Below are 12,013 nucleotides of genomic sequence, written 5' to 3'. Positions count from 1 at the left end.
GAGGCCGCGGTCGCTCCTTGGAGCCCCGCGGCCTCCCGCGTTGGCGACGGCAGAGGAAATCCCCCACCGGCGGCGCACAAGCGTTCTAGGCTCAGCGATATCACCGGGCGGCGCGGCGCGGGGACGGGGACCGGGCGCGCGCCCGAGCGCGCACGGTACTGGAGCGCGGCTCCCGCGGGGGAGCGGCGCCGGGCAAGGAGGGCCGCATGACCGTACGGCGAGTAATGGGCATCGAGACGGAGTACGGGATCTCCGTGCCCGGTCACCCGAACGCCAATGCCATGCTCACCTCGTCCCAGATCGTCAACGCCTACGCGGCGGCGATGCACCGGGCCAGGCGGGCGCGCTGGGACTTCGAGGAGGAGAACCCGCTGCGCGACGCGCGCGGCTTCGACCTCGCCCGCGAGTCCGCCGACTCCACCCAGCTCACCGACGAGGACATCGGCCTCGCCAACGTCATCCTCACCAACGGCGCCAGGCTCTACGTGGACCACGCCCACCCCGAGTACAGCTCCCCCGAGATCACCGGGCCCAGGGACGCGGTGCTCTGGGACAAGGCAGGGGAGCGGATCATGGCCGAGGCCGCCGAGCGCGCGGCCGCCGTGCCGAACACGCACCCCATCCACCTGTACAAGAACAACACCGACAACAAGGGCGCCTCCTACGGCACCCACGAGAACTACCTGATGTCGCGGGAGACCCCCTTCGGCGACATCGTCCGCCACCTCACCCCCTTCTTCGTCTCGCGGCAGGTCGTCACGGGCGCGGGCCGGGTCGGCATCGGGCAGGACGGGCGCGAGCACGGCTTCCAGCTCAGCCAGCGCGCCGACTACTTCGAGGTCGAGGTCGGCCTGGAGACGACACTCAAGCGGCCCCTCATCAACACCCGCGACGAGCCGCACTCCGACGCCGAGAAGTACCGCAGGCTGCACGTCATCATCGGCGACGCGAACCTCTCGGAGATCTCCACCTACCTCAAGCTCGGCACCACCTCACTCGTCCTCGCGATGATCGAGGACGGCTTCATCGCCGTCGACCTCGCCGTGGACCAGCCGGTCCGCACCCTGCACGAGGTCTCGCACGACCCCTCGCTCAAGCAGCTCGTGAAGCTGCGCGACGGCCGCAGTCTCACCGCCGTCCAGCTCCAGATGGAGTACTGCGCCCTCGCCCGCAAATACGTCGAGGAGCGGTACGGGGCGGACGCGGACGAGGAGACCACCGACGTCCTCAGCCGTTGGGAGGACACGCTCGACCGCCTGGAGCGGGACCCCTCCAGCCTCTCCAGGGAGCTGGACTGGGTCGCCAAGCGCGAGCTGATGGAGGGCTACCGGCGGCGCGACGGGCTCGGCTGGGACGCCGCGCGGCTCCACCTGGTCGACCTCCAGTACGCCGACGTACGGCCCGACAAGGGCCTCTACAACCGGCTCGTCGCCCGCGGCAGCATGAAACGGCTGCTGAGCGAGGAGGAGGTGTCCCGGGCGGTCTTCGAGCCGCCGGAGGACACGCGCGCCTACTTCAGGGGGCGGTGCCTGGCGCAGTACGCGGACGAGGTCGCCGCCGCCTCCTGGGACTCGGTGATCTTCGACCTGCCCGATCGTGACTCCTTGCAGCGGGTCGCGACGCTGGAGCCCTTGCGCGGTACACGTACCCACGTCAAGGACCTTCTCGACCGCTGCCGTACGGCCGAAGAGCTGGTCAGGGCGCTGACCGGGACCTGAGCGGCGCCAATCCGTGACCTCGCGGGGGCCTGAAAAGGTCCCCGCGAGGGAAACATCAGGGCAGGCAGCGCGTTGAGCAATCACAGGGCCGGATCGCGGCCCTGCTTGTAGGGTCGGAGAGACCGATCTTGGGGCCGGGACAGAACCGGTCTCCGGCACACCACGGCACATCCAGCGGGGCACACCGAGCGGGGTGAGGTAGATGGCGACCAAGGACACCGGCGGCGGACAGCAGAAGGCGACGCGGTCCACCGAGGAGACCGAGGAACAGACCCAGGACGCACAGGACTCCTCGGATCTCCAGGAGCGCCAGGAGAAGCTGAGCGACGACGTGGACTCCGTCCTGGACGAGATCGACGACGTCCTGGAGGAGAACGCCGAGGACTTCGTGCGCAGCTTCGTCCAGAAGGGCGGCGAGTAGCGCACCGCCGTGGGGCCACGGCCCCACGGGCACACGTACGGACGCGGGACGTCCCGGGAGACCCCGGGACGTCCCGCGCCGTGCTTCCGCCCGGCCCCTCCCGTGCCGCACCGTCAAGACGCAGGTCAGCGGCTCGTACATCCGTGAGGCACGGGTTTGCCACTGTGGGTGGTTCCGCCCCCTGAGGCGGGTAGGGTCCGAGGCGTACGTACCGTCATCAACCGCTACCGGGCCCGTCGGCGCGGATGAGCGCCCCCGCGGCGCCGCGCGACCACCGCCCGACCGGAGGGAAACATGGGAGCACACACGCGTCACACCGGGCGGCTGCCCGCCGCCTTCCTGACACCCGGTTCCTCCTCGTTCCTGGACTTCCTGTCCGAGCATCAGCCCGAACTGCTGCCCGGCAACCGGCAGCTCCCCGTCAAGGGCGCCATCGAACTCCCGCACGGCACCACGATCCTGGCCCTCGCCTTCGACGGTGGCGTGGTGCTCGCCGGGGACCGCAGGGCCACGATGGGGAACGTCATCGCCCAGCGGGACGTCGAGAAGGTCTTTCCGGCCGACGAGTACTCGGCGGTCGGCATCGCGGGCACCGCGGGGCTCGCCGTCGAGATGGTCAAGCTCTTCCAGCTGGAGCTCGAACACTTCGAGAAGGTCGAGGGCGCCCAGCTCTCCCTGGAGGGCAAGGCGAACCGCCTGGCCACGATGATCCGCGGCAACCTCGGCATGGCCATGCAGGGCCTCGCCGTCGTCCCGCTCTTCGCCGGCTACGACGTCGACCGCGGCACCGGCCGCATCTTCTCGTACGACGTCGCGGGCGGCCGCTCCGAGGAGTACGGCTACGCCTCCACGGGCTCCGGTTCGGTCTTCGCCAGGGGCGCGCTCAAGAAGCTGTACCGCCCCGGCCTCAGCGCCGACGACGCGAGCGTCCTCGCCATCCAGGCGCTCTACGACGCCGCCGACGACGACTCGGCGACCGGTGGCCCCGACCTCGGCCGCCGGATCTTCCCGATCATCAGCATCATCACCGACGAGGGCTACCGCCGCGTCTCCGAGGAGGAGACCGCCCGTATCGCCGAGGACGTGCAGCGCCGCAGGCTCGCGCAGCCGGACGGGCCCCGCGCCGAACTGCTCTGACCCCCGACACTCCGAAGACCTCCCCCGACCCCGACAGAAAGCGACGGTCAGCCGGTGTCCACGCCGTTCTACGTCTCACCCCAGCAGGCGATGGCCGACCGGGCGGAGTACGCCCGCAAGGGCATCGCCCGAGGCCGCAGCCTCGTCGTGCTCCAGTACGCCGACGGCATTGTCTTCGTCGGCGAGAACCCGTCCAGGGCCCTCCACAAGTTCAGCGAGATCTACGACCGGATCGCCTTCGCGGCGGCCGGCAAGTACAACGAGTACGAGAACCTGCGCATCGGCGGCGTCCGCTACGCCGATCTGCGCGGCTACACCTACGACCGCACCGACGTCACCGCGCGCGGGCTCGCCAATGTCTACGCGCAGACGCTCGGCACCATCTTCTCCAGTGCCGCCGAGAAGCCGTACGAGGTGGAACTCGTCGTCGCCGAGGTCGGGGACACCCCCGAGGGCGACCAGATCTACCGGCTCCCGCACGACGGCTCGATCGTCGACGAGCACGGCTCGGTCGCCGTCGGCGGCAACGCGGAACAGATCAGTGGCTGGCTCGACCAGCGCCACCGCGACGGCATGACGCTCGCCGAGGCGCTCAAGCTCGCCGTCCAGGCCCTCGCCCGCGACGCCAACGGCAGCGAGCGCGAGATCCCCGCTGAGCGCCTGGAGGTCGCCGTCCTCGACCGTACGCGGGCGCAGCAGCGCAAGTTCCGGCGCATCACGGCCACCCACCTCGACCGCCTCCTCGCGGGCGAGGCGGAGCCGGACGACGCGGAGGGCACCGAGGCCACGGCCGAGGGCGGGGACGCCGAGGAGAGCTGAGCCCCCGGCCTGCCGCGCGCGGCCCCGTACCCGAGTCCCGCGGGTACGGGGCCTTCGCGCGTCCGGCGGGAGCGCGCGGGACGGACGTGCCGTCAGGCCGGGGCGGGGCCCGTCGACTCGCGCACCACGAGTTCCACCGGGAGCGGGTCCGTACGGGGCTCCGTGCCCTCCAGGAGGGCGAGCAGGGCGCTCATGCCGCGGGCGCCGAACTCCTCGGCCGGGAGCCGCACGGTGGTCAGCTCCGGGTCGAGGGCACGGGCGAGCGTGAGGTCGTCGACGCCCGTGACCGAGAGGTCCTCGGGGACGCGCAGGCCGAGGCCGCGCGCCGCCTTCAGGACACCCGCCGCCATCAGGTCGTCGTCGCACACGACCGCCGTGGGCCGCCTGGGCGCGCCGAGCACGCGCAGTGCCGCCTCGCGCGCGCCCGCGATCGACAGCGGCGCCCGCACGGTGGTGAGGCTCGCCCCGGCCAGGGCCTCTTCGAGGGCCGCGGCGCGGCTCGTGAACGTCCACGAGTCCACGTCGGCCGCGAGGTGCGTGAAGCGCCGGTGGCCGAGTGCGCGCAAGTGCCGCGCGACGTGCCGCATCCCGTCGGCGAGGGCGAGATTGACGGTGGCGGTACGGGGCCCGGGCAGCGGGCGCGCGTCGAGCATCACCAGCGGCAGCGTGTCCCCGTGGATCGCGGCGAGCGCCTCGGCGGCCATCGAGGAGGCGAGGACGCCGTCGAGCGCCGCGCGTGCCGAGTCGAAGGGGTCGCGCGCGGGGCCGACGCCCTCGGGCGAGGGATAGAGCACGAGACCGGTCCCGTGCGCCGCCGCGACGCGCGCCGCGCCCGTGTAGACCCCGGCGAAGAACTCGCTCGTGAGCGCCGGCACGACGAGCAGCGCGGTGCGCGTCCGCCCGAGCCGCAGATTCCGCGCCGCCAGGTTCGGCCGGTACCCGAGCCCGTCGGCGGTCTCGCGGACCCGCTCCGCCGTCGCCGCCCCGACCCGCCCCCGCCACTTCCCGCTGAGCACGAGGGACACGGCCGCCTGCGAGACCCCGGCGGCCCGGGCGACATCACGGCTGGTGGGGCGGGAAGCGGCGGGGGTGTCGCCTGGGGTCGGCACGGGGCTCCTCAGGGGCGGGCGGGGTGGACCGGCGGGCGGGCTCATGGTACGTATGAGCGGCGACGTTATACGTACAACTGAGGGGTGGGGCGGGGATGGCGGGCGGATATGCGGGGGTGCTGCGGGCTCCGTACGCGAGCCGGCTGCTCTCCTCGACACTCCTCGGGCGGCTGCCCAACGCGGTCGGGCACCTCGCGCTCGTCGTCTACGTGCGCGAACAGGGCGGCGGATACGCGCTCGCCGGTGCCCTCGCCGCCGTCTACGGGCTCGCCACCGCCGCCGGGCAGCCACTCCTCGGGCGAGCCGTGGACCTGCGCGGGCAGCGCGCCGTGCTGCTGCCCGCCGCCCTCCTCTCCGCGCTCGCGACGGGCGCCTTCGCGCTCACCGGCATCACGCCGCGCCCCCTCGCGTACCTGCTCGTCGGCCTCGCGGGGCTCACCACGCCACCCCTGGAGGGAGCGCTGCGGGCGCTGTGGCCGAGCGTCCTGGGCCGCGCGGACCGCGTGCACACCGCGTACGCCCTGGAGGCGGTGGCGCAGGAGGTGATGTTCACCGTGGGCCCGCTCCTCGTCACCGTCCTGGTCGCGCTCCGCTCGGCGACGGCCGCGCTCCTCGTCGTCAACGTCCTCGGCGTGCTCGGTGCCCTCTCCGTCGTCCTCTCGCGGCCCTCGCGCGCCTGGCGCGGCGCCGCCCGCGAGGCGCACTGGCTCGGCGCGCTCCGCTCGCCGGGGCTCCTCGCGCTGCTCGGCGCCTTCCTCTTCGTCGGCGTGGCGCTCGGCGCGATCACGGTCTCCGCGCTCGCCTACGCCGAAGGGGCGGGCGGCGAGACGGCGTACGGGTGGATCATGGCCGCGCTCGGCGGCGGCGCCCTGGCCGGTGGCATCGCCTACGGGGCGCGCGAGTGGACCGGGCGTCCCGAGCCGCGGCTGCGGCTGCTCGTCGCGCTGCTCGCGCTCGGCTATCTGCCGCTGCTCCTGACGCCGGGCCGCTACGCCATGACGGGCCTCGCGCTGCTCGCCGGGGTCTTCCTCGCCCCCTCGCTCGCCTGCGCCTTCGTCGCGGTGGACCGGCACGCCCCGCGCGGCACCGTGACCGAGGCCTTCTCCTGGCTCGTGACGACCTTCGGCGTCGGCACCGCGCTCGGCACCGCGCTCGCGGGTCCCGCGCTCGACGCGGGCGGGGTCCGCGCCGGCTTCGCCGCGGCGGCGGGCGGGGGAGTCCTCGCGGCACTCGTCCTCGTCGTCACCGCGCCCGTCCTGGAGGGCCGTACGGGGGTACCTCGCCCGGGGCCCGCGGGGCCGGGCGGCGCCGGCTGAGCCGGGCGGAGCGCGTCCGGGGGCTCCGTACCGGCGCCGGAGTCCGCGCGGGCGGAGCCGACGCCAGAAAACCCTCACGCCCGAGCCGGTTTCAGGAAGTGGCCTGAGGCGTAATGTTCAAGCATGGACCGCCGCATTTTCGGGCTGGAGAACGAGTACGGCGTCACGTGCACGTTCCGGGGACAGCGCCGTCTGTCTCCGGACGAGGTGGCGCGGTACCTCTTCCGCCGTGTCGTGTCATGGGGCCGCAGCAGCAATGTCTTTCTGCGCAACGGCGCCCGGCTCTACCTGGACGTGGGTTCGCATCCGGAATACGCCACCCCCGAATGCGACAACATCACCGAACTGGTGACCCACGACAAGGCCGGTGAGCGCATCCTCGAAGGACTGCTCACCGACGCGGAACGCCGCCTGCACGAGGAGGGAATCGCGGGCGACGTCTATCTCTTCAAGAACAACACCGACTCAGCGGGCAACTCCTACGGCTGCCACGAGAACTACCTCGTGGCCCGGCACGGGGAGTTCTCCCGGCTCGCCGACATCCTCATTCCGTTCCTCGTCACCCGGCAGTTGCTGTGCGGGGCCGGAAAGGTGCTCCAGACCCCCCGGGGCGCGGTCTTCTGCGTCAGCCAGCGGGCGGAGCACATCTGGGAGGGCGTCAGCTCCGCGACCACCCGTTCCCGGCCGATCATCAACACCCGCGACGAGCCGCACGCCGACGCCGAGCGCTACCGCAGGCTCCACGTCATCGTCGGCGACTCGAACATGTCCGAGACCACCATGCTGCTCAAGGTCGGCGCCACCGACCTGGTGCTGCGCATGATCGAGGCCGGCACGGTCATGCGCGACCTCACCCTGGAGAACCCGATCCGGGCGATCCGCGAGGTCAGCCACGACATCACGGGCCGCCGCAAGGTGCGCCTCGCGAGCGGCAGGGAGGCCTCGGCACTCGAAGTCCAGCGCGAGTACTACGAGAAGGCGCTCGACTTCTGCGAGCGCCGCGGCATCAACACGGGCACCGTCGCCCAGGTGCTCGAACTGTGGGGCCGCACCCTCGACGCGATCGAGTCGGAGGACCTCGACCGGATCGGTACCGAGATCGACTGGGTCATGAAGTACAAGCTGATCGAGCGGTACCGCGCCAAGCACAACATGACGATGTCGAATCCGCGGGTCGCGCAGATAGACCTCGCCTATCACGACATCCACCGCCGCCGGGGGCTGTACTACCTCCTGGAGAAGAAGGGGCAGGCCGCGCGGATCTGCAACGACCTGCGCATCTTCGAGGGCAAATCCGTTCCTCCGCAGACGACGCGGGCGCGGCTGCGCGGCGATTTCATCCGCCGGGCGCAGGAGCAGCGGCGCGATTTCACGGTGGACTGGGTGCACCTCAAGCTCAATGACCAGGCGCAGCGCACGGTGCTGTGCAAGGACCCGTTCAGGTCGGTCGACGACCGGGTGGAGAAGCTGATTGCCGGAATGTGACCGGTGGTTTTTGAAACAGGGCTCCCTCTTTTTCCCTGTGCGGGGCCGGTCACACCTGTGAAAAGGCCGGGCACTCGCTGTGCCCGGCCTTTTCCACGCCCGCCACCTGGTCGTTTCACCGCCCCCGACCTGCCCGTTTCACCGCCGTCGTGCGGGCCGGGCCGGTGAGGTGCGCGGCTCCTCCGCGCACCTCGCTGAAAAGCACCGCCGCGTTCCTTGTCGGTGTGGAGGGAGGGCCTAGAGTGACGGAACCGTATCCGCAACACTCTGGGGATCTTGTGCATCGCCGACTCGCAGCCTTCATCATCGTGCCCGCCCTGGCACTCGTCGCCACCGCCTGCGGTGGTGACGACGACAGCAAGGACAAGGCCGATTCGTCCAGCTCGCCCTCGGCGTCCGCTCCCGCAGAGACCTCGGCGCCCAAGCCGGTCTCCTCGGCCTCGCCGATGCCCACGGTCTCCGGTGCCAAGGACAAGCAGCCCACCATCAAGATCCCCAAGAGCGACCCGAGCAAGGAGTTCGTCGTCCACTCCGAGAGCGCGGGCGACGGCAGGACCGTGAAGAAGGGCGACTTCGTCTCCTTCGACTTCACGGGGAAGATCTGGAAGGGCGACAAGAACTTCGGCTCGACGTACGAGAAGGGCGGCCAGCCCCAGGTCATCCAGGCCGGCTCCGCCGGGATCATCCCCGCCTTCGCGCAGTCGCTGGCCGGGCACAAGGAGGGCGAGCGCGTCCTCGTCGTCGCCCCGCCGGCGGCCGGGTTCGGCCCCCAGGGCAACCAGCAGGCCGGGGTCGCCGCCGACGACACGCTCGTCTTCGTCGTCGACATCAACAAGATCGTCCCGACCACCGAGGTCAAGGGCACGCAGGCGTCCATCCCCTCGGACCTGCCGCAGATCAAGGTCGACGACAAGACCCACAAGGCCGACATCACGATCCCGAAGAACGACCCGCCCAAGAAGCTCACGAGCAAGGTGCTCATCCAGGGCAAGGGCGAGAAGATCGAGTCCGGCAACAACGTGATCATGGAATACAGCGGTGCCGCCTGGAAGATCAACGAGGGCAAGAAGCCCGCGACGCTCTTCGACGCCTCCGCCAACCGCGGTGAGCCCTTCGTCACGCCGATCGGCACCAGCGCCGTCATCCCCGGCTGGGACAAGGGCCTCGTCGGCAAGCACGTCGGCGACCGCGTCCTCCTCGTGATCCCGCCGGCCGACGGCTACGGCGACCAGGCCCAGGGCGACGCGCTCCCGGCCAATTCCACGCTCGTCTTCGCCGTCGACATCGTCGGCGTCTCGAAGTGAGTCCGCGCGGCGGCAGCCGCGTACGGCCCCCGTCCGCGCGCCGCCGCACCGCCCGGTGACAGACTGGGCCCCGAACAACGGACGCCCCGCCCTTTCGGCGGGGCGTCCTCCTGCCGACACTGGAGCACAGACGTGAGCAACGAGAAGCCCGAGGTCGACTTCCCCGGTGGCGAGCCGCCGGCGGACCTGGAGATCAAGGACATCTGGGAGGGCGACGGGCCCGTGGCGAAGGCCGGGGACAACGTCCGCGTCCACTACGTGGGTGTGGCCTTCTCCACCGGCGAGGAGTTCGACGCGAGCTGGAACCGCGGCACCCCGCTCGCCTTCCCGCTCGGCGCGGGCCGTGTCATCGAGGGCTGGGACCGGGGGGTGCAGGGCATGAAGGTCGGCGGCCGCCGCCAGCTGATCATCCCGCCGCACCTCGCCTACGGCAGCCAGTCCCCGAGCCCCCAGATCAAGCCCAACGAGACGCTGATCTTCGTCTGCGACCTCGTCTCCGTCTGAGTCGAGGCGCACGCCCCGCGCGGCCCCGGTCCCGTACCACGCAGGTACGGAACCGGGGCCGCGCGCGCAGGGACCCGCGCCCGAACTTTTCCCGCGCACCCGCGGCGCTGTACGGTCGACGCGGACGAACAGCAGAAAGGGCGTCGATGGCGATTGCCAAGGCCGAGCGGCTCATGAACCTCGCGCTGTGCCTGCTCGGGACCCGCAGGCCGCTGAGCAAGCGCGAGCTGCGCGAGTCCATCGAGGCGTACCTCGAAGCCGCCTCGGACGAGGCGTTCAACCGCATGTTCGAGCGCGACAAGGACGATCTGCGCGAACTCGGCCTCGTCATCGAGACGGTCGAAGGACTCGACGGCGAGATCGGCTACCGCGCGGGCCGCGACAGCAACCGCCTGCCGCCCGTCACCCTCGACGCCGAGGAGGCCGCGGCACTCGGGCTCGCCGCGAAGGTCTGGCAGCAGGCCAGGCTCGCCGGAGCCGCGAGCGGCGCCCTCCAGAAGCTCCGCGCCGCCGGCCTCCCCGAGGACGTCGACCCCTACGGCACCCACACCGCGCTCGAACCGCGCATCCCCGTGCACGAGGCCGCCTTCGAACCCCTCATGCTCGCCTGCCGCGACCGCCGCCCCGTCGTCTTCGACTACCGCAAGTCCACCGCGCCCCGCCCCGAGTCCCGGCACGTCGAGCCCTGGGCCCTGGAGTGCTGGCGAGGCCACTGGTACCTCGCCGGGTACGACCGCGAGCGCGGCGCCGAGCGCGTCTTCCGCCTCTCCCGCATCACCGGCAAGGTCCGCGCCACGCGCGGCGCCTTCACGAGCGAGGTCCCCCCGGTGGTCACCGTCCGCGAGACCGTCGCCGCCTGGGCGGGCGAGAACGCCGACCGCAGCGCCTTCATCAGGCTGCGCGCGGGCTCCGGTTACCCGCTGCGCGCCAAGGCCATCAACGTGCGCTCGGTGGACGGCGAGTGGGACGAGCTGGAGATCCCGTACGGGCACGGGCTCGACGCCTGGCTCGTCGAGTTCGGGCCCGACGTGGTGGTCCTGGAACCGGCCGAGCTGCGTGCGGACGTCCTCGACCGGCTGCGGGCCGTGGCGAGGAGCTGAGCGGTCCCCGCACGGCGCGGGGCGCGGAGCCTTCGGCCCGTACCCCGGCAGCCCCCGGCCACGAGAAGCCCGACCACGAGAAGGAGGAGGCACATGGCGGCCAACGCCATCGACCAGACCCGGCGGATGCTCTCGCTCGTCACCTACCTGCGCGAGCGCCCGGGCGCCTATGTCGCCGACGTGGCCAGGGCCTTCGGCATCACCGAGGACGAACTCATCTCCGACCTCGACGTGCTGCCGCTGTGCGGCACGAGCTTCCGCGGCGGTGACCTGCTCGACATCGACACCGACGGCGAGCGCATCTGGTGGCACAACCCCGACGATGTCGCGGCGCCGCTCCGGCTCGCCGCCGACGAGGCCACCGCGCTCCTCGTCGCCGCCCGCGCCGTCACGACGCTGCCCGGGCTGCGCGAGAGCGACCGGCAGGCGCTGCTGCGCGCCACCGCCAAGCTGGAGACCGCGGCGGGGGACACCGCGGGGGCGAGCAGCAGGCTCTCGGTCACCTTCGAGTCCGAGGGCGGTGTCTTCGCCGAGGTGGACCGCGCCATCGCCGAGCGGCGCAGGCTCTGGCTGCGCTACTACTCGCCCGCGCGCGACGAGCTGACCGAGCGCGAGGTGGACCCGATCCGGCTCTTCGCCGTCGGCCACACCTACATGGAGGCGTGGTGCCGCCTCTCCGAGGACCGGCGCACCTTCCGCCTCGACCGCGTCGTCGCGATCCGTATCCTCGACGAGCCCTCCGCGCCCCCCGAGATGGAGTTGCGCGACCTGTCGGCCGGACTCGTGCAGCCCGCTGCCGACGACCCCGAGGTCACCGTCGAGGTCGCCCCCGCGGGGCGCTGGGTCGCCGAGTACTACCCGCACGACAAGGCCGAGGAACTGCCCGACGGCGGACTGCGCATCACCCTGCGCACCCCCGACCCCGCGTCCCTGCGCCGCCTCGCGCTCCGGCTCGGCGCAGACGGCCGCATCGTGGCTCCCGAGGACCTGGCCGCGAGCGCCCGCGAGGCCGCGGCGCAGGCACTCGCCGCCTACGGCGAAGAGCGGTGAAGTCCCGTACGCCCGCGCGAGGCCGCGGGCCCGTCCGAGACGGCGGTCCC

The 12,013-nt window shown here is 72.0% G+C and carries 11 protein-coding genes; 10 read left to right on the top strand and 1 reads right to left on the bottom strand.

Going from position 1 to position 12,013, the window contains the following annotated elements:
• Window positions 1-206: 206 nt before the first annotated feature.
• The 4 genes from dop (at window position 207) to prcA (ending at window position 4,095) form a co-directional block, all read left to right on the top strand.
• Window positions 207-1,718, top strand: coding sequence for a depupylase/deamidase Dop (gene dop / locus ACQYWQ_RS04200; RefSeq protein WP_431032518.1), 1,512 nt, complete (start codon window positions 207-209; stop codon window positions 1,716-1,718).
• A 202-nt stretch (window positions 1,719-1,920) separates the two neighbouring features.
• Window positions 1,921-2,139, top strand: coding sequence for a ubiquitin-like protein Pup (locus ACQYWQ_RS04195; protein WP_431032517.1), 219 nt, complete (start codon window positions 1,921-1,923; stop codon window positions 2,137-2,139).
• A 294-nt stretch (window positions 2,140-2,433) separates the two neighbouring features.
• Window positions 2,434-3,276: a proteasome subunit beta gene (gene prcB, locus ACQYWQ_RS04190; protein WP_431032516.1), complete on the top strand. Its 843-nt coding sequence runs from the start codon at window positions 2,434-2,436 to the stop codon at window positions 3,274-3,276.
• A gap of 54 nt (window positions 3,277-3,330) precedes the next feature.
• Window positions 3,331-4,095, top strand: coding sequence for a proteasome subunit alpha (gene prcA / locus ACQYWQ_RS04185; protein ID WP_431032515.1), 765 nt, complete (start codon window positions 3,331-3,333; stop codon window positions 4,093-4,095).
• 92 nt (window positions 4,096-4,187) lie between these two features.
• Here prcA and ACQYWQ_RS04180 read toward each other — a convergent pair whose 3' ends face one another.
• The gene (locus ACQYWQ_RS04180; protein ID WP_431032514.1) at window positions 4,188-5,204 is read right to left on the bottom strand and encodes a LacI family DNA-binding transcriptional regulator; all 1,017 of its coding nucleotides are present in this window, start codon (window positions 5,202-5,204) and stop codon (window positions 4,188-4,190) included.
• A gap of 95 nt (window positions 5,205-5,299) precedes the next feature.
• Here ACQYWQ_RS04180 and ACQYWQ_RS04175 point away from each other — a divergent pair, with 95 nt between their 5' ends.
• From ACQYWQ_RS04175 to ACQYWQ_RS04150, 6 genes are all read left to right on the top strand, one after another.
• Window positions 5,300-6,520 carry an MFS transporter gene (locus ACQYWQ_RS04175; RefSeq protein WP_431032513.1) on the top strand — a complete coding sequence of 407 codons (1,221 nt, stop codon included), beginning with the start codon at window positions 5,300-5,302 and terminating at the stop codon, window positions 6,518-6,520.
• 123 nt (window positions 6,521-6,643) lie between these two features.
• Window positions 6,644-8,005 carry a Pup--protein ligase gene (gene pafA, locus ACQYWQ_RS04170; protein ID WP_007829021.1) on the top strand — a complete coding sequence of 454 codons (1,362 nt, stop codon included), beginning with the start codon at window positions 6,644-6,646 and terminating at the stop codon, window positions 8,003-8,005.
• Between the two features lie 278 nt (window positions 8,006-8,283).
• The gene (locus ACQYWQ_RS04165) at window positions 8,284-9,309 is read left to right on the top strand and encodes an FKBP-type peptidyl-prolyl cis-trans isomerase (RefSeq protein WP_431032512.1); all 1,026 of its coding nucleotides are present in this window, start codon (window positions 8,284-8,286) and stop codon (window positions 9,307-9,309) included.
• Window positions 9,310-9,441: 132 nt separating this feature from the next.
• Entirely contained in the window at window positions 9,442-9,813 is a 372-nt protein-coding gene (locus tag ACQYWQ_RS04160) for an FKBP-type peptidyl-prolyl cis-trans isomerase (protein WP_431032511.1), read from the top strand.
• A 146-nt stretch (window positions 9,814-9,959) separates the two neighbouring features.
• Window positions 9,960-10,913: a helix-turn-helix transcriptional regulator gene (locus ACQYWQ_RS04155; RefSeq protein ID WP_431032510.1), complete on the top strand. Its 954-nt coding sequence runs from the start codon at window positions 9,960-9,962 to the stop codon at window positions 10,911-10,913.
• Window positions 10,914-11,006: 93 nt separating this feature from the next.
• Window positions 11,007-11,963 carry a helix-turn-helix transcriptional regulator gene (locus tag ACQYWQ_RS04150; protein ID WP_431032509.1) on the top strand — a complete coding sequence of 319 codons (957 nt, stop codon included), beginning with the start codon at window positions 11,007-11,009 and terminating at the stop codon, window positions 11,961-11,963.
• The last annotated feature ends 50 nt before the right edge of the window (window positions 11,964-12,013 follow it).

It is taken from the genome of Streptomyces sp. P6-2-1 (assembly GCF_050613165.1).
Classification (GTDB): domain Bacteria; phylum Actinomycetota; class Actinomycetes; order Streptomycetales; family Streptomycetaceae; genus Streptomyces.
Note: the sequence above shows the minus strand (reverse complement) of the source record. Positions and strands in the feature narration are given on the sequence as shown.